Raw genomic sequence first — 19973 nt, 5'->3', positions numbered from 1 at the left:
AGTGACGACGCAGACCACACGGAAGGGACGCGGCCCCTCCGCCATCGAGGAGGTGCTGCCGCTGTCGCCCCTCCAGGAGGGACTCCTGTTCCACTCCCTGTACGACGACGGCGCCGGCCAGGACGCCTACACCGTCCAGCTCTTCGTCGACCTGGCCGGCCCCCTCGACGCCATCCGGCTGCGTGCGGCCGTCACCGCCGTCCTGCGCCGGCACCCCAACCTGCGGGCCGGGTTCCGGGTGGTGCGTTCCGGCAAGCCCGTCCAGTTCGTCCCCCGCCACATCGACCTGCCCTGGCGCGAGGAGGACCTCGGCGGCCTGCCGCCGCAGCAGGCCGACACCGAACTGGCCCGGCTCGCCGACGAGGAGCGTGCCGAGCGTTTCGACCTCGCCGCGCCCCCGCTGCTGCGCTGCCTGCTCGTCCGCCGCGCCGACGACCTGCACCGCCTCGTCCTGACCAACCACCACATCCTCATGGACGGCTGGTCGGTCCCCGTCCTGCTGCGCGAGGTCTTCACCGCCTACGAGCAGGGCGACCGGGCCCTCGAACCCAGCACCCCCTACCGGCGTTACCTGGAGTGGCTCGGCCGCCGCGACCGGCAGGCCGACGAGCGGGCCTGGCGCGCCGCCCTGGACGGCCTGACGGAGCCCACCCGCGTGTGCGCCGGTGCCGTACCCGGCGGCGAACCGCGTCTGCCGGAGCGCGTAGAGACCTCCCTGCCCGCTCGGTTCCGCACGGGCCTGGCCCGCCTCACCGCCGAGCACGCCGTCACGCTCAACACCGTCGTCCAGACCGCCTGGGGCGCCCTGCTCGGCCGGCTGACCGGCCGGGACGACGTCGTCTTCGGTACGACGGTCTCCGGCCGCCCGGCCGACATCCCCGGCGTCGAGACCATGATCGGCCTGTTCATCAACACCGTCCCGGTACGGGTCCGCCTCGACGCCACGGAGACCTGGGCCGAGGCCCTGACCCGGGTCCAGGACGAGCAGTCCGCCCTGGGCGCCCACCAGCACCTGGGCCTGTCCGCCATCCAAACCCTGGCCGGCACCGGCGACCTCTTCGACACCGCCGTCCTGGTCGAGAACTACCCCGTCGACCCGGCCACCTCGGCCGCCCTCGAATCGGGGCTGCGCCTGGTCGGCGCCAAGGGCCGCGACGCCACCCACTACCCCCTCACCCTCGTGGTCTCCCAGCGCGGCGACGACCTCCACGTCCGCCTCGACCACCGCCCCGACCTCGTCGACCGCCCGGCGGCGGAGGCCCTGCTGGACCGCTTCGTACGGATGCTGCGCGCCGCCGTCCTGCACCCGGACCGCCCCGTGGCCGCCGCCGACATCCTCTCCGCCGGGGAGCGGGAACGGCTGCTGGGGGAGTGGAACGCGACGGCCACCGCGCTGTCCCCGGCCCTGCTGCCCGAGCGGTTCGCGCGACAGGCGGACACGACCCCCAACGCCCCGGCCGTGACCTGCGACGGAGTTCCCCTCACCTACGCCCGGCTGGACGCCCGCGTACGGGAGCTGGCCGCCGAACTGCTGCGGCGCGGCGTGGGCCGGGGCTCGCTGGTGGCGCTGGTGCTGCCGCGCTCCGCGGACGCCGTGGCGGCGATGCTCGCCGTCGTCCGCACCGGAGCCGCGTTCCTGCCGGTGGACGCCGGCTTCCCGGCGGAGCGCGTGGCGTTCGTGCTCGAGGACGCGGCACCGGCCGTGGTGCTGGCGTCGCGGGACACGGCGTCCGTGCTGCCGGCGGAGTGCGCGGCGGTGCTGGTGGAGGACGTCGAGGACACGGGTCCGGCCCGGGAGCCGGTCCCGGTGGTGGAGGTGACGGCCGACGACGCGGCCTATGTGCTCTACACCTCGGGTTCCACGGGGCGCCCGAAGGGTGTGGTGGTCCCGCACGGCGCACTGCGCAACTTCCTGGGCGCGATGGCGTCCCATGTGGCGCTGTCACCGGGGGACCGGTGGCTGGCCGTGACCACCTTCGGCTTCGACATCGCGCTGCTCGAGGTGTTCCTGCCGCTCGTCTGCGGCGCGACGGTGGTGCTGGCCTCCGGTGACGCCGTACGCGACCCGGCCGTCCTCGGCGACCTGGTCCGCACCGAGGGCGTGGCGGTGATGCAGGCGACGCCGAGCCTGTGGCGGGCGCTGCTGGAACAGGTGCCGCGGGCCGTCGACGGCCTGCGGGTACTGGTCGGCGGCGAGGCCCTGGACGCCTCCCTGGCCGGGGAGCTGGCGGCCGGTGCGGCCTCGGTGCGGAACCTGTACGGGCCGACCGAGACCACGATCTGGTCGACGTCGGCGCCGGTCACCGGCGCCGAGGTGCCGATCGGCGGCCCGCTGGCCAACACGCGGGTGTACGTCCTCGACGGCCGCCTGCGGCTGGTGCCGCCCGGTGTGCCGGGTGAGCTGTACATCGCCGGTGACGGCGTGGCCCGCGGCTACCTGGGGCGTGCCGGGCTGACGGCGGGCCGGTTCGTGGCCGACCCGTTCGGCCGGGCCGGCTCGCGCATGTACCGCACGGGTGACGTGGTCCAGTGGTCGCCGGACGGCCGGCTGCTGTTCGTGGGCCGGGCCGACGATCAGGTGAAGATCCGCGGCCACCGCATCGAACTCGGCGAGGTCGAGCAGGCGCTGGCCGCCGCGGACGGCGTCGCCCACGCGGTGGCGACGGTCCGTGAGGACACACCCGGTGACAAGCGGCTGGTCGGCTACGTGGTGCCGGCCGAACCGCGGACCGCGCCGGATGTGACGGCGGTGCGCCGCCACGTGGCCGGGCTGCTGCCGGAGTACATGGTGCCCTCGGCGGTCGTGGCGCTGGACGCCGTACCGCTGACCCCGAACGGCAAGACCGACCGCAAGGCACTGCCCGCCCCCGACCTGGGCGCCCGGGAGGGACGCGCACCGCGGACCGCGCAGGAGGAGATCCTGTGCGGCCTGTTCGCGGACATCCTCTCGGTGCCCCGGGTCGGCATCGACGACGGCTTCTTCGAGCTGGGCGGGCACTCGCTGCTCGCCACCCGCCTGGTCTCCCGGATCCGGACGGTCCTGGGCGTGGAGGTGCCGGTGCGGGCGCTGTTCGAGGCGCCCACCGTGGCCGGCCTGGCCCGGTACGCCGACACGGCCGCCGCCGCCCGCCCCGCGCTGGTCCGCCGGGAGCGGCCCGGAACCGTGCCGCTCTCCTTCGCCCAGCACCGCCTGTGGTTCGTCAACCGGATGGACCCGGACGCCTCCCACTACAACATGTCGATGGCGCTGCGGCTGCGCGGCGAACTGGACGCGGACGCGCTGCGCTCGGCACTGGCCGACGTGCTCGGCCGCCACGAGTCCCTGCGGACGGTCTTCCCCGAACGCGACGGACAGCCGTACCAGCACGTCCTCGGCCCCGCCGAGGCCGCCGCCCAGGTGCTGAGCACCGGCCGGACCGGCGAGGACGACCTGGCCCGCGTCGTCGCCGAGGCCACCCGGAAGGGCTTCGACCTGACGGCCCACATCCCGCTGCGCGCCACGCTGCTGACGCTCGGCCCGGACGATCACGTGCTGGTGCTGGTGCTGCACCACATCGCCGGTGACGCCTGGTCGATGCGCCCGCTGGTCCGCGACCTGACCGGGGCCTACGCCGCCCGCCGCACGGGCTCCGCCCCGCAGTGGGCGCCGCTGCCCGTCCAGTACGCCGACTACGCCCTGTGGCAGCGCGACCTGTTCGGCGACGAGTCCGACCCCGGCAGCCTGGCCGCACGCCACCTTGCCTACTGGAAGCAGACGCTGGCCGGCCTGCCCGGGGAACTGCCGCTGGTCACCGACCGGCCCCGCCCGGCCGTCGCCACCCACCACGGCGACCAGGTCCCCTTCGACCTCGACGCCCGGCTGCACCGCCGGCTGCTGACCCTGGCCTCGCAGAGCGGCGTCAGCCTGTTCATGGTGTTCCAGGCTGCGCTCGCCGCACTGCTCACCCGGCTCGGCGCCGGCACCGACATCCCGCTCGGCACCCCGGTGGCCGGCCGCACCGACGACGCCGCCGACGACCTCGTGGGCGTCTTCATCAACGAACTGGTGCTGCGCACCGACACCTCCGGAGCCCCCACGTTCCGGGAGCTCCTGGCCCGGGTCCGGGAGACCGACCTGGCCGCCTACGCCCACCAGGAGCTGCCGTTCGAGCGGATCGTGGAGGAGCTCAACCCCGAGCGGTCCCTCGCCCGCCACCCGCTGTTCCAGGTCTCCCTGTCGCTCCAGGACACCGCACCGCCCGTGCCCGCCCTCCCGGGACTGGCCGCCGAGGTCCTCCGCCGCGACGACGACACGGCCCGCTTCGACCTGGCCCTCCGGCTCGGCGAGACGCGGGCCGGGGACGGCGCGCCCGGCGGGGTGCGCGCCCAGGCCCTGTTCGCCACCGACCTGTACGACCGGCCCACCGTCGAGCGTCTCGTCGCCCGGTTCGTCCGGCTGCTGCACGGTGCCGTCGCCGAGCCCGACCGCTCCATCGGCGACCTGGAGATCCTCTCCGCCGAGGAACGCGCCGACCTCCTGCACGCCCGCAACGACACCGGGCAGGCCCTGCCCGAGAGCACCCTGCCCCGCCTGTTCACCCGGCAGGCCGCCCGCACCCCCGAGGCCCCGGCGGTCGCGGACGGCACGGAGGTACTCACCTACGCCCAGCTCGACGCCCGCAGCAACCGGCTGGCCCGGCTGCTCACGAGCCGCGGCATCGGCCCGGAGGACCTGGTCGGGCTCGCACTGCCCCGCTCCGCCACCGCGGTCGTCGCCATGCTGGCGGCCGGCAAGGCGGGCGCCGCCTACCTCCCGCTCGACACCGAACAGCCCGGCAGCCGGCTGGACTTCATCCGCGAGGACGCGGCCGCCGCCGTCCTGCTGACCACCGAGGACACCCTGGCCCGCGTGCCGGGACTGGCCGGCGGACCCGAGCGGCTCCTGGTCCTCGACAGCGAGGAGACCCGCGCGGCACTGCGCCGCATGTCCTCCCAGGCACCGGACCCGGTCGGCCCGCCCTCCCCCGACCAGGCGGCCTACGTCATCTACACCTCCGGCTCCACCGGCGCTCCCAAGGGCGTCGTCGTCCCGCAGCGCGCCCTCGCCGACTACGCCTTCCGCGCCGCCCGGACCTACCCCGGTCTGGCCGGACGCTCGCTGCTGCACTCGTCGCTCTCCTTCGACCTCGGCCTGACCACGCTGTACGGCACGCTGCTGGCCGGCGGCTGCCTGCACGTCGGCGACCTCGACGAGCGGCTCGACGTGCCCGGCGGGCTGACCTTCCTGAAGGTGACCCCGAGCCACCTGCCGCTGCTGGAGCTCATGCCGGACGTCCTCGCCCCGCACGCCGAGCTGATGACCGGCGGCGAGGCCCTGCGCGGCGAGCAGCTCGCCGGCCGGCGCACCGACCGCCCCGACCTGGCGCTGATCAACCACTACGGCCCGACGGAGACCACCGTCGGCTGCCTCGACCACCGCCTCACCGGGGACGGACCCGTCGCCCCGGGCCCGGTGCCCCTGGGCCGCCCGATGTGGAACACCCGCGCCTACGTCCTGGACGGCCGGCTGCGCCCCGTCCCCGACGGCACCGTGGGCGAGCTGTACGTCGCCGGGCACGGCCTCGCCCGCGGCTACGCCAACCGGCCCGGCCTGACCGCCGCGCGGTTCGTCGCCGATCCCCACGGCCCGGCCGGTTCGCGGATGTACCGCACCGGCGACCGGGTCCGCTGGAACGCCGACGGCGAGCTGGAGTTCACCGGCCGTGCCGACGACCAGGTCAAGATCCGCGGTCACCGCGTCGAACTGGGCGAGGTCGAGGCGGCGCTGCTGCGGGTGCCCGAAGTGGCGTCCGCCGCCGCGGCCCTGCGCGAGGACCGGCCCGGAGACGTGCGCCTGACCGCCTACGTCGTCCCGCACAGCCCCACCGGCAACCCCCCGGGAGCCGGGCCCGACGCCGAGACGGTGCGCACGCACCTCGCCGGGACCCTCGCCCCCTACCTGGTGCCGGCCGACGTCGTCGTCCTCGACGCGCTGCCGCTGACCGCCAACGGCAAGACCGACCGCGCCGCCCTGCCGGCCCCCGATCCCGCGCACGTCCCCGCCGGACGAGCGCCGCGCACCCCCGAGGAAGAGGTGCTGTGCGCGCTGTTCGCCGAGGTCCTGGGCACGTCCCGGGCAGGAGCGGACGACAGCTTCTTCCACCTGGGCGGTCATTCGCTGCTGGCCACCCGCCTCGTCAACCGGGTGCGGACCGTCCTCGGTGTCGAACTGCCGCTGCGCGCCCTGTTCGAGCGGCCCACGCCCGCCGGCCTGGCCGGTCTGCTGCGCGACGCCGAGCACGCCCGCCCCGCGCTCGCGCCGAGGCCGCGCCCCGAACGCATCCCGGTCTCCTACGCCCAGCGCAGGCTGTGGTTCCTCAACCGGATGGATCCGGACAGCCCGCTCTACAACGTGCCCGCCGTGCTGCGGCTGACGGGCCCGCTGGACCGGGACGCCCTGGGCGGCGCCCTGCGCGACGTCGCCGCACGCCACGAGTCGCTGCGCACGGTCTTCCCCGCGGTGGACGGCGAGCCGGTGCAGCGCGTGCTCGACGGCACCGGCCACCTCGACCTGCCCGTGCGGCCGGCGACCGCGGCGGACGTGCCGGACCTGGTCACCGAACTGACCGGCCGCGGCTTCGACCTGACGACCGAGCCGCCGCTGCGCGCCACCCTCCTCGGACTCGGCGCCGCGGAGCACCTGCTGGTGCTGGTGATGCACCACATCGCCAGCGACGCCTGGTCGTGGCGGCCGTTCGCCGCGGATCTCGGCACCGCCTACGCGGCCCGCGCCGAGGGCACCGCGCCCGCCTGGCAGCCGCTGCCGGTGGGTTACCCGGACTACGCGCTGTGGCAGCGGGAGGTCCTCGGCGAGTCCGCCTCCGGTGAGCCGGGCGAGATCGCCCGTCAGCTCGCCTTCTGGCGCGACACCCTGGAGGGCATCCCCGAGGAGCTGCCGCTCCCCGTCGACCGGCACCGCCCGGCGGGCGGACCGCACCCGGCCTCCGACGTGCGGTTCACCCTCGACGCCGGCCTGCACGAGCGGCTCGTCGCGCTCGCCAGGGCCCACGGCGTCAGCCTCTTCATGGTCCTCCAGGCAGGTGTCGCCGCGCTGCTCGGCCGGCTCGGCTGCGGCACGGACATCCCGCTGGGCACCCCGGTGGCCGGCCGCACCGACGAGGCCCTGGACGACCTCGTCGGGTTCTTCGTCAACACCCTGGTGCTGCGCACCGACACCGGTGGCAACCCGGCCTTCGCCGACCTGTTGACCCGGGTGCGCGAGACCGACCTGGCGGCCTACGCGCACCAGGACCTGCCGTTCGAGCGGCTGGTGGAGGAACTGAACCCGGCGCGTTCCCTCGCCCGGCACCCGCTGTTCCAGGTCATGCTCACTCTGGAGCACGCGAAGGGGACGGCGCTGGACCTGCCCGGCCTGACCGCGACGGTGGAGCGCGGCACCGCCAAGTGGGCGCGCTACGACCTGTCGTTCGGCCTCGGCGAACGCCACACCGAGACCGGGGACCCGGCCGGGGTCGACGGCGTCCTGGAGTACGCCACCGCTCTCTTCGACCCCGCCACCGCCCGCTCCCTCGCGGACCGCCTCGTACGGCTGCTGCGCCAGGTCGCGAACGACCCCGCTCGCCGCCTCGACGACCTGGACCTGTTCTCGGCCGACGAGCGGACGACGGTGCTGGAGGAGTGGAACGACTCCGCGTCCGCGGTACCCGTGGGGCTGCTGCCGGAGTGGTTCGCCGCACAGGTGGCCGCGACACCGGACGCGCCTGCCGTGCGGTGTGCCGGCACGTCCTGGTCGTATGCCGAACTCGACGTCCGCGTCAGCGAGTTGGCCGGAGCGCTGGCGCGGCGCGGGGTGCGGCGTGGCGCGGTGGTGGCGCTGGCGCTGCCACGGTCGGCGGACGCGGTCGCCGCGATGCTCGCGGCTGGGCGCGTCGGGGCGGCGTTCCTGCCGGTGGACACCGGTTTCCCGGCCGAACGGGTGGCGTTCGTCCTGGCGGACGCGGCACCGGCGGTGGTTCTGGCCTCACGCGGGACGGCGTCGGTGGTGCCGCCGGAGTGCGAGGTGGTCCTCGTCGAGGACGTACGGCCGTCCGGCGATGCCGTGCACCCGGTGACGGTGTCGCCCGAGGACGCGGCATACGTTCTGTACACCTCCGGTTCCACGGGGCGGCCGAAGGGCGTGGTGGTCCCGCACGGGGCCCTGCGGAACTTCCTGTGGGCCATGCGCCCGGTCGCCGGCCCCGCACCCGGGGAGCGGTGGCTGGCGGTGACGACCTTCGGGTTCGACATCGCGCTGCTGGAGGTGTTCGGGCCACTGGTGGCGGGGGCGACGCTGGTGCTCGCGCCCCGCGAGACGGTGCGGGACCCCCGGGCGCTGGCCGCACTGGCGCGGGCCGAGGCCGTGACGGTGATGCAGGCGACGCCGAGCCTGTGGCGGGCGCTGCTGGAGCAGGCGCCGCAGGCGGTCGAGGGCCTGCGGGTGCTGGTCGGCGGTGAGGCACTGGACCCGGCGCTGGCACAGGAGCTGGCCGCGTCGGCGGCGTCGGTGGTGAACCTGTACGGGCCGACGGAGACGACGATCTGGTCGACGTCGGCCCCGGTGACGGGCCCCGAGGTGTCGATCGGGGGTCCGCTGGCGAACACGCGCGTGTACGTACTGGACGCCGGCCTGCGGCCGGTTCCGCCCGGTGTCGCCGGGGAGCTGTACATCGCCGGCGACGGGGTGGCGCGCGGCTATCTGGGGCGTGCCGGGGTGACGGCGGGCCGGTTCGTGGCCGACCCGTTCGGCCGGGCGGGCTCGCGCATGTACCGCACGGGTGACGTCGTGCGGTGGTCGGCGGACGGCCGGCTGCTGTTCGTGGGCCGGGCCGACGACCAGGTGAAGGTCCGCGGCCACCGCATCGAACTCGGCGAGGTCGAGGCCCACCTGCTGGCCCAGTTGGGGGTGACCGCGGCCGTCGCCGCGGTGCTGCCCGGACCCGACGGGGTGCCCAGGCTGGTCGGTTACGTGGTCGGCACCGAGGACACGGCCGCCGTCCGCGGGGCGCTGGCCTCTGCGCTGCCGGAGTACATGGTGCCCTCGGCGGTCGTGGCGCTGGACGCAGTACCGCTGACCCCGAACGGCAAGACCGACCGCAGGGCGCTGCCCGCGCCCGACCTGAGCACCGGGCCGACGCGCGAGCCGCGCACCGCGCAGGAGGAGATCCTGTGCGGCCTGTTCGCCGAGACCCTCGGCCTCGACCGGGTCGGCATCGACGACGGCTTCTTCGAGCTGGGCGGGCACTCGCTGCTGGCGACCCGGCTGGTCTCCCGGATCCGCGCGGTGCTGGGCGTGGAGGTGCCGGTGCGGGTGCTGTTCGAGGCGCCCACCGTGGCCGGCCTGGCCCGGTACGCCGACACGGCCGCGACCGCCCGGCCCGCACTGGCACGCCGCGCACGGCCCGAGCCCCTGCCGCTGTCCCACGCCCAGCACCGCCTGTGGATGGTCAACGCCATCGAGGAGCCCGGCGCGCTGTACAACCTGCCGCTCGCCACCCGGCTGCGCGGCGAACTCGACACGGAAGCCCTGCGGACGGCCCTCGCCGACGTGGTGGCGCGCCACGAGGTGCTGCGCACGCTCCACACCGAGCGAGGCGGCCTGCCGTACCAGCGCATCCTGGACCCCGCCGAGGCACGCCCCGGCCTGCGGGTGGTGACCGTGGCCGAATCCGCGCTGGACGGCGCGGTGGCGGCCGCGGTGCGGCACGTGTTCCGGCTCGACGCGGAACTCCCGCTGCGCGCCACGCTGCTGACGCTCGGCCCGGACGATCACGTGCTGGTGCTGGTGCTGCACCACATCGCCGGTGACGCCTGGTCGATGCGCCCGCTGGTCCGTGACCTCGCCGAGGCCTACGCCGCCCGCCGCACGGGCTCCGCCCCGCAGTGGGCGCCGCTGCCCGTCCAGTACGCCGACTACGCCCTGTGGCAGCGCGAACTGCTCGGTGATGTGCGCGACCCGGACAGCGAGGCCGCCCGGCAGGCCGCCTACTGGAAGGACGCCCTCGCCGGTCTGCCCGACGTACTGGAGCTGCCCGCCGCCCGGCCCCGCCCCGCCGAGGCGAGCCACCGCGGCGGCCTCGTCCCCTTCGAGGTGGACGGCGCACTGCACCGGGAACTGCTCGCCATGGCCAGGTCCGGCCGGGTCACCCTCTTCATGGTGCTCCAGGCCGCGCTGGCCGCACTGCTCACCCGGCTCGGCGCCGGCACCGACATCCCGCTCGGCACCCCGGTGGCCGGCCGCACCGACGACGCCGCCGACGACCTGGTCGGGTTCTTCGTCAACACCCTGGTGCTGCGCGCCGACACCAGCGGCGACCCGACCTTCCGCGAACTGCTGGACCGGGTACGGGAGACGGACCTGACGGCCTACGCCCACCAGGATCTGCCGTTCGAGCAACTGGTGCGGGAGCTGGGCGTCGAACGCTCGCTGGCCCGGCATCCGCTGTTCCAGGTGATGCTCGTGCTGGACGCCTTCCAGCGCGACGGCGCCGCCCTGGACGGCCTCACCGCCGAGGGCGTCGCCCGCCCGGACACCGGGGAGCACGGCACCGCCAAGTTCGACCTGTCCCTGCGCGTCACGGAACACCGGGGACCCGACGGCGAGCCCGCCGGCCTGACCGGAACGCTCGCCTACGCGACCGACCTCTTCGACCGCCCGACGGCCGAGGCGATGACGGCGCGCTTCACCCGACTGCTCGAGGAGGTGGCCGCCGCCCCGCACCGGGCCCTCGGCGACCTCGACATCCCCACGCTGGAGAAGGAATTGCAGACCGGACCGCACGACGGCACGGAAGAAGCCCTCGGCTCCCTGATACCCCGGATGATCGAGGAACAGGTGGCCCGCACGCCCGACGCGCCCGCTGTGGCCGGCGTGGGCGGCACGCTGACGTACGCCGAGCTGAACGAGCGCGCCAACCGGCTCGCCCGGCTGCTGATCCGGCAGGGGGCCGGGCCCGAGCGGGTCGTGGCGCTCATGGTGCCGCGCTCACCGGACATGGTCGTCGCCGTCCTGGCCGTACTGAAGTCCGGAGCCGCCTACCTGCCGCTCGACAGTGAGTACCCCGCCGACCGGATCGCGTACATGCTCGGCGACGCGGCGCCGGCCCTGGCGCTGACCACGACCGCGGTCCGGGACCGGCTTCCGGCCGCGCCCGGCGCGACCCGGATCGTCCTCGACGAGCCCGCCACCCGTGCCGCGCTGGCCGGTCTCGCGGCCGACGACCTCACGGACACCGACCGCACCGCATCGCTCACCCCGCGCACGCCCGCCTACGTCATCTACACCTCCGGCTCCACGGGACGCCCCAAGGGCGTCGTGGTCGAGCACCGGGGCATCCCCAACCTGGTCCGGGCGCGGATCGAGCCGTACGCCATGGGCCCGGGCAGCCGGGTGCTCCAGTTCGCCTCGCTCAGCTTCGACGCCGCCCTGTCGGAGATCTGCACCCCGCTGAGCTGCGGCGCGTGCCTGGTGCTGGGCCCGGCCGACATGCTCGACCAGGTCGCCGAACTGCCGGAGCTGATCCGCGCCCACGGCGTCACCCACGCCACCCTGCCCCCCGCCGTGCTCACCCGGCTGCCCGAGGACGCCCTGCCGTCGGTCCGCACCCTGGTGATCGCCGGGGAGGCTCCGCCGGACGGCCTGGTCGCCCGGTGGGCCGCCGGCCGCGCGATGTTCAACTGCTACGGCCCGACCGAGACCACCGTGTCCTGCACCATGGCCGGCCCGCTCCCGGCCCGCCACGGCGTCCCGCCGATCGGCCGCGCGCTGCCCAACCTGCGCGTCCACGTCCTCGACGACCGCCTCGCGCCGGTGGCCGACGGCGAGCCGGGCGAGCTGTACGTGGCGGGGGCCGGCGTGGCCCGCGGCTACCTCGGCCGGCCCGCGCTCACCGGCGAGCGGTTCGTCGCGGACCCGTTCGGCCCGGCGGGCACCCGGATGTACCGCACGGGTGATGTGGTCCGGCGCCGCCCGGACGGGGAGCTGGAGTTCGTCGGCCGCGCCGACGGCCAGGTCAAGATCAGGGGCCTGCGCGTCGAACTCGGCGAGGTGGAGGCGGCCCTCGCGGCCTGCCCCGGTGTCGGGCAGGCGGTGGCCGCGGTCCGCGAGGACGAGCCCGGCCGCCCGCGTCTGGTCGGCTACCTCGCCGCGGCCCCCGGCACCGGTCTGGACACCACCGCCGTACGGGCCCGGCTCGCCGAGGCGCTGCCCGAGTACATGGTGCCGTCGGCGCTCGTGGTCCTCGACCGGATCCCGCTGACCGTCAACGGCAAGATCGACCGGGCGGCGCTGCCCGCCCCGGCCGCGTCCGCCGGGCCCGCCGGCACGGACGGCGCCCCGCGCACCGCCCGCGAGGAGGTGCTGTGCCGGGTCATGGCCGAGGTACTCGGCCTGCCGCGGGTGGGCACGCGGGACAACTTCTTCGCGCTGGGCGGCGACAGCATCACCGCCCTCCAGGTCGCCAGCCGGGCCCGCGAGGCGGGCCTGGCCGTCTCCCCGCGCGACATGTTCCGCCACCAGACCGTCGCCGGGCTGGCCGCCGCGGTCGCCGAGACCCGGCCCGGCCGCGCCGCCCCCGCCGACGACGGCGTCGGCCCGGTGCCGCCGACGCCGGTCGTGCGCTGGCTGGCGCAGCGGCGCGGGCCCATCGACGGACTGAACCAGTCGGTGCTGCTGCGGGTCCCGAGCCTCGGCCACGACGCCCTCACCCGCGCGCTGCAGGCGGTCACCGACCACCACGACGCGCTGCGCATGCGCCTGTCGGGCTCCGCCGCCTCCGTCTCATGGGGCCTCACCGTGCGCCCGGTCGGCGATGTGCCCGCCGCCGACCGCATCACCCGGGTCGATGTCAGCGGCCTCCCCGACGATCCGGCCGACCCCGCACTGACCGCCCTGGTCACCGAGGAGGGCGAGGCCGCACGGCGCCGTCTGGACCCCGGCAACGGCGTGATGTTCCAGGCCGTCTGGTTCGACGGCGGCACCGACCGGACGGGCTGGCTGCTCCTCGTCGCCCACCACCTGGTCGTCGACGGGGTGTCCTGGCGGATCCTGGTGCCCGACCTGGTCGCCGCCTGGCAGGCCGCGGCGGCCGGGCAGACCCCGCGCCTGGCACCGGTCGGGACCTCTGCGCGCCGCTGGGCCCAGCTACTGCTGGCCGAGGCCCAGACCCCCGAGCGGGCCGCGGAACTCGACTTGTGGACCCGGATACTGGAGGAGCACGACCCGCGGATCGGGGCCGACGCCTTCCGGCCCGCCCGCGACACCCGCGCCACCGCCGAGCACCTCGCGGTCCGGCTGCCCGCCGCCACCACCGGCACCCTGCTCACGGCCGTACCGGACCGCTTCCAGGCCCGGATCGACGACGTGCTGCTCACCGGCTTCGCCTGCGCCGCGGCCCGCTGGCGGGAGCGCAACGGCTGGGGCTCCGGCTCCTCGGTCCTCATCGACGTCGAGACCCACGGCCGCGAGGACCTCGCCGACGACGTCGACCTGTCCCGCACCGTCGGCTGGTTCACCGCCATCCACCCGCTGCGCCTCGATCCCGGCACCGGCGAACGGACCCGGCGGCACGGCCCGGCCGCCGCGCTGAAGCGGATCAAGGAGCAGATCCGCGCCGTGCCCGACAACGGCCTCGGCTACGGGCTGCTGCGCTACCTCAACCCGGACACCGCCGGTCTGCTCGCCGCCCACCCCGCCCCGCAGATCGGCTTCAACTACCTGGGCCGCGTCAACGGTACGGCCCTCGGCGACGGCACCCCGGGCGGTGCGCCGGGCTGGTCCGGAGAGCCGCGCATGGACACCCGGGTCGTCCCGTCCGACGCCGGACTGCCGTTCGCGCACCCGCTGGAGATCAGCGCCGTCACCCGCGAGACCGCCGAGGGACCCCTGCTGGACGTCACGTTCTCGTGGCCCGGCGCCCTGTTCACCGAGGACCAGGTCCGGCAGCTCGCCGACGACTGGTTCCGGGCCCTGGGCGAGCTGGCCGCGGCGGCCGAACGCCCCGACGCCGGCGGCCTCACCCCGTCCGACCTGCCCCTCGTCTCCCTCACCCAGGCCGAGATCGACGCCCTGGAGGCCGCGCCGGGCGGCGTCGAGGACGTACTGCCGCTGTCCCCGCTCCAGGAGGGCCTGCTCTTCCACACCCTCTACGCGGACTCCGGGCCCGACGTGTACGCGATGCAGCTCAGCGTCGACCTGGAAGGGCCGCTGGACCCCGTGGCGCTGCGCGCCGCCGGACAGTCCCTGCTGGAACGCCACCCCAACCTGCGGGCCGGCTTCCACCACCGCGCCGACGGCAGCCCCGTCCAGGTCATCGCACGCCACGTGGAACTGCCGTTCGAGGAGGCCGATCTGACCGGCCTCGACGAAGCGGCCCGGGAGGCCGAACTGGCCCGGCTCACCGACGCGGCCCGCGACCGCCGCTTCGACCTGGCCGAGGCCCCGCTGGTGCGGTTCCTGCTGATCCGGCTGGGCGAGGAGCGGCACCGGCTGGTCATCCTCAAGCACCACATCGTGCTCGACGGCTGGTCCATGCCGCTGTTCCTGCGCGACCTGGTCGCCCTCTACCACGGCGAGCAGGCCGCCCTGCCGCCGGTCGTGCCGTACCGCGACTACTTCGTGTGGCTGGCCGGGCAGGACAGGGCGGCCACCGAGGAGGCCTGGCGCCGGGCGCTCGACGGGCTGAGCGAGCCGTCCCTGCTCGCGCCCGCCGGATCCGGGGCCCCCACGCGCATGCCGCAGGAGGTGGGCCGGGCACTGCCCGCCGAGACCACCGCGGCGCTCCAGGCGTACGCGGCGGAGAACGCGGTCACCCTCAACACGGTGCTCCAGGGCGCCTGGGCCGTGCTGCTCGGCCGGCTGCTCGGCCGCGACGACGTGGTGTTCGGCACCACCGTCTCCGGCCGTCCCCCGGAGCTGCCCGGCATCGAGTCCATCGTCGGTCTGTTCATCAACACCCTTCCGGTCCGCGTCCGCCTGGACCCGGCCGGGGACTGGGGCGCGCTGCTCACCCGTCTGCAGGACGAGCAGTCCGCGCTCACCGCCCACCACCACGTCGGGCTCGCCGACATCCAGCGGCTGACCGGAGCCGGCGGGGACCTCTTCGACACCCTCGTCGTCTACGAGAACTTCCCGACGACCTCCGGCGGCGGACGCCAGGGCGCCCTGCGCGCCACGTCCGTGGACGGACGTGCCGCGGCCCACTACCCGCTGTCCCTGATCGCCTCCCTGGGCGACGGCCGCCTGCGGCTGCGCCTCGACCACCGGCCCGAGCTGTTCGACACCCGCACCGTGGAGACGCTGCTGGACCGGCTCGTCCACGTCCTGGAGGGCATCACCGCCGCACCGCGGCAGCCGCTCGCCACCGTGGACATCGCGGACGCGGAGGAGCGCGAGCGGCTGATCGACGGCTGGAACGGCGGACCGCTCGACGTCCCCGCCGACCCACCGACCATGACCCGCCGCTTCGCGCAGGCCGTCGCCGAGGGCCCGGACGACACAGCCGTCCGGCTCGGCGGGACCCGCCTGACCTACCGGGAACTCGACGAGCGCGCCAACCGGACGGCCCGCCGGCTCATCGAGCTGGGGGTGCGTCCCGAGACCCGGGTCGGTGTGCTGCTCGACCGCTCGGTCGACCTGATCGTCAGCGTGCTGGCCGTGCTCAAGGCGAGCGCCGTGTACGTCCCGCTGGAGCCCACGTACCCCGACGAGCGGGTGCGGCTGCTGCTCGACGAGACCCGCTCCCCGGTCCTGCTGACCGACAGCGGGCGCGCCGGCCACTGGACGGAGCGGCTCGCCGGCCGCGTCACGGTGGTCGCCGCCGACACCGACCCCGGCATCCCCGCCCAGCCGGCCACCGAGCCGGACGTCACCGTCCTGCCCGACCAACTCGCCTACGTCATCTACACCTCCGGTTCCACCGGCACCCCCAAGGGCGTCGCGGTCAGCCACCGCGCCGTCGTGGAACTGGCCGCCGACCACTGGTGGAAGTTGGACGCGACCCAGCGCGTGCTGTTCCACAGCCCGCACGCCTGGGACGTCTCCACCCTGGAGTGGTGGGTGCCGCTGCTCAACCACGGCGAGGTCGTCGTCGCCCCGCCCGGCAAGGTCGACCTGGAGGCCATCGCCTCCCTCGTCGTCGAGGAGGGCATCACCGGACTGTGGGCCTCCGGAGGCCTGTTCCGGCTGCTCGCCGAGACCCACCCGGAGTGCTTCCGCGGCCTGGCCGAGGTCCGCACCGGCGGCGACGTGGTTCCCGCCTACGCCGTCCGCCGGGCACTGGACGCCTGCGTCGGCACGGACACCGTGGTCACCGCCGGCTACGGCCCCACGGAGACCACCGTGTTCTCCACCCGGCACTCCATGCACCCCGGCGACGAGGTGCCCGAGAGCGTCCCCATCGGCGCCGCCATCGACGGCACCCGGGCCTATGTCCTCAGCCCCGGGCTGCGGCCCCAGCCGGCCGGCGTGGTCGGCGAGCTGTACCTCGCCGGGTCCGGCGTGGCCCGCGGGCTACGAGAACAACCCGGGTATGACCGCCGAGCGGTTCGTCGCCGACCCCTACGGCGAGCCCGGCACCCGGATGTACCGCACCGGCGACCTGGTCCGCCGGCGTGCCGACGGGCTGATGGAGTTCGTCGGCCGGACCGACGAACAGGTCAAGCTGCGCGGGTTCCGCGTCGAGCTGCGCGAGGTGGAGGTGGCGCTCTCCGCCCACCCCGGCATCGGGCAGGCCGTCGCCCTGGTCCGGGAGGACCGCCCCGGCGACAAGCGCCTCGTCGGCTACGTGGTGCCCGACGCCGGCGCCCCGGCGCCCGACCTGAGGGCACTCCAGGACCATCTGGCGGAGCGGCTCCCGGAGTTCATGGTGCCGTCCGCGCTGGTCGTCCTCGACGCGCTGCCGCTCACCTCGCACACCAAGCTGGACCGCAAGGCCCTGCCCGCGCCGGAGCAGCAGCCCGCCCACTCCGCCGGACGGCCGCGCAGCCCCCAGGAGGAGACGGTGCTGTGCGAGCTGTTCGCCGACGCCCTCGGCGTGCCCGGCCTCGGCATCGACGACGACTTCTTCCTGCTGGGCGGGAACTCGCTGCTCGCCGCCTCCCTGGTCAGCCGCATCCGGTCGGTCCTCGGCTGCGAGCTGAGCATCCAGGCACTGTTCACCGCCCCCACCGTGCGCGGGCTGGCCGAACGGCTGGCGGGCGGCACCGGACCCGACGAGCACAACGGACTCGACGTCCTGCTGCCGCTGCGCACCAGGGGAAGCGGCCCCGCCCTGTTCTGCTTCCACGCCGGCGGCGGCCTGAGCTGGCGGTACGCGGGGCTGCTGCGCCACCTGCCCGCGTCCCTGCCGGTCTACGGTGTGCAGGCCAGGGCGTTCTCCACGCCCGGATACCGGCCCGGCAGCATCGAGGAGATCGCCGAGCACTTCACCGAGCGGATCCGCGCCGCCCGGCCCGACGGCCCCTACCACCTGCTGGGCTGGTCCTTCGGCGGGCTCGTCGCCCAGGCGGTCGCGACCCGCCTCCAGGCGGACGGGGCCGAGGTCGGCCTGGTCGCCGTGCTCGACTCGTACCCCGTCACCTCCGCCGTGACCGCGCCCGCCGCGCCCGCGTCCGGGGAGCGGAACCTGATGGCGGCACTGCTGGAGGCCACCGGCCTCGGTGATCACCTGCCCGACGGGGCCGCCGCGGACGAGGAGAGCGTCGCCGGCGTGCTGCGCGCGCAGGGCAACCCGCTCACCGACCTGCTGGCCGACCACCTGGGCACGGTGGCGCAGACCTTCCAGGACCACGTGGAGCTGCGCCGGGCCTTCACCCCGAAGGTCTTCCGGGGCGACGTGCTGCTCCTCGCGGCCGGCGAGGACGGCCCCGGTGCCGAGCGGGGAACGCTGCGCTGGCAGCCGTACGTCGACGGCCGCGTCGACGCCTGCACCGTGCCCGGCCGGCACGAACAGATGCTGCTGTCCGGCCCGATCGCCGAGGTCGGCCGGATCGTCACCGAGCGGCTGGCAGCCCTCGGAGAGGAGGAGGGACGATGACCCGCGACATCTACGAGATCGGTGAGACACCGCCGCTCGGCGAGGTCCCGAGCCACATGTACGCGGCCCTGATCCGGCCGGAACGGTACGGCGAGCCGCGGCAGGCGATCCGTGTCGAGCCGGTGGAGGTGCCGCCGGTGGGCCGTGGCCAGGTCCTGGTCATGGTGATGGCGGCCGGCGTCAACTACAACGGCGTGTGGGCCGGCCTCGGCACCCCCGCCGACGTGATCGCCGCCCGCCGCAAGCAGGGCGATCCGCACGACTTCCACATCGCCGGCTCCGAGGGTGCCGGCGTGGTCTGGGCGGTCGGTGAGGGCGCCACCCAGTACCGGGTCGGAGACCAGGTGATCATCGCCGGAGTGCAGTGGGACGAGTCGGCCCCGGACATCCGCATGGGGACCGATCCCACCGCCTCCCGGTCCCAGAAGGCCTGGGGATACGAGCTGAACTTCGGCTCCTTCGCCCAGTTCACGATCGTCGACGAGTACCAGGTGCACCCCAAGCCGCCGCACCTGACCTGGGAGCAGGCCGGCTGCTTCCTCGGCGGCGGGTCGACCTCGTACCGGATGCTCACCGGCTGGTCCCCGCACCACGTGCAGCCGGGCGACCCCGTCCTGATCTGGGGCGGATCAGGCGGCCTGGGCTCCATGGCGATCCAGATCACCGACTACTTCGGCGGCATCCCGATCGCCGTCGTCTCCGACGACGACAAGGCGGAGCACTGCCTGCGGCTGGGGGCCCGCGGGGTCATCAACCGTCACGACTTCGACCACTGGGGCCGGCTGCCCGACGCGTCCGACGCCGAGGCGTACGCGCGCTGGCAGTCGGGGGCCCGCGCCTTCGGGCGCCGGATCTGGGAGGTCCTCGGGGAACGCAGGTCGCCCCGCATCGTCCTGGAACACCCGGGCCGCGACACCCTGGCCACCTCGGTCTACGTCTGCGACCACGCCGGCATGGTGGTCACCTGCGCCGGCACCAGCGGCTACAACGGTGACATCGACCTGCGGTTCCTGTGGATGTTCCAGAAACGGCTGCAGGGCTCGCACGCCGCCAACGTCCGCGAGACCCGGGCGGCCATCAACCTGGTGGCCTCCGGCCGGGTCGACCCGTGCCTGAGCCTGACCCTGCCGTTCGACGAGATCGCCGACGCCCACCAGCTCGTCTACGAGAACCGGCACCCGGCCGGGAACACGGCCGTCCTGGTCAACGCGCCCGGACCCGGGCTGACGTCGCTCGTCTGACCACCCGGGGCACCGTCCGTCCGGCCTCCGTCCGGGCCGTCGCCGCCGGGGGCAGTTGGGCGTCGAGGCGGCGTCCAGCTCCCCCGCGCGGCCCTCTTTTAATGTGGCAGCGATCCGAATGGGGAACCGGTGAGGGGCACGGATGAATGCGTTTGTCCACTGTTACGGAAACGGGGGAGAAACCACACCCTGTCCAGCGCTTTCCGGGGCGCTGCAACAGGCCGGCCACCGTGTCGTTCTCGGGGCCCGGCGCCTCTTCTCCCCGTTGGCGAAGAATTACGGCGTTCCCTTCGCGGGGCCGAACGGCCACCTAGTCGAGTCCTCCCTTCCGCGGATGTGTCCGGCGTTTCCCCGGAGCATGTGGGAGGTGGCCGCCGACGGCAGCGCCGATATCGCCAGCCATTCGCGCAACCTTCGAAAAGCCGTGCCTCGGACAGCCGAGAAGATCGGCGTACCGTACGTCCCGGCGACCCCGCACCCCGACTTCGTACCCTCCCGGGAACAGGCGCTTCTCGGGCGTGAGCACCGGACTCCCCCGGTCCCGCACGGCCTCGGCCCCCAGGTGGTGAATCCGGCCGCCGACAGGACCCCGCCCGGGGACCTCCGGCGGTTCCCGGAGGACGGC

2 protein-coding genes and 2 pseudogenes are annotated in these 19973 nt (G+C 75.0%); all 4 read left to right on the top strand.

The window, feature by feature from the left end; genetic code table 11:
• Position 1: 1 nt before the first annotated feature.
• Positions 2–1354, top strand: a pseudogene (locus D9753_RS39685) (condensation domain-containing protein); the annotation flags it as partial.
• Positions 1334–16537, top strand: a pseudogene (locus D9753_RS11265) (amino acid adenylation domain-containing protein); the annotation flags it as partial. The pseudogenes D9753_RS39685 and D9753_RS11265, both read left to right, overlap by 21 nt.
• Complete coding sequence (locus D9753_RS37820) at positions 16500–18107, top strand: alpha/beta fold hydrolase (RefSeq protein WP_338058009.1); 1608 nt, start codon at positions 16500–16502, stop codon at positions 18105–18107. The pseudogene D9753_RS11265 and the gene D9753_RS37820, both read left to right, overlap by 38 nt.
• The gene (ccrA, locus tag D9753_RS11255) at positions 18104–19348 is read left to right on the top strand and encodes a crotonyl-CoA carboxylase/reductase (RefSeq protein ID WP_121786890.1); all 1245 of its coding nucleotides are present in this window, start codon (positions 18104–18106) and stop codon (positions 19346–19348) included. The genes D9753_RS37820 and ccrA overlap by 4 nt, the downstream gene beginning before the upstream one ends.
• The last annotated feature ends 625 nt before the right edge of the window (positions 19349–19973 follow it).

The organism is Streptomyces dangxiongensis, assembly GCF_003675325.1.
GTDB classification, from domain to species: Bacteria; Actinomycetota; Actinomycetes; order Streptomycetales; family Streptomycetaceae; genus Streptomyces; species Streptomyces dangxiongensis.
Note: the sequence above shows the minus strand (reverse complement) of the source record. Positions and strands in the feature narration are given on the sequence as shown.

Bases quoted from the DNA above. Each gene is read 5' to 3' on its own strand.
- D9753_RS37820 (WP_338058009.1), top strand. From the start codon at position 16,500: ATGTCCTCAGCCCCGGGCTGCGGCCCCAGCCGGCCGGCGTGGTCGGCG.
- ccrA (WP_121786890.1), top strand. From the start codon at position 18,104: ATGACCCGCGACATCTACGAGATCGGTGAGACACCGCCGCTCGGCGAG.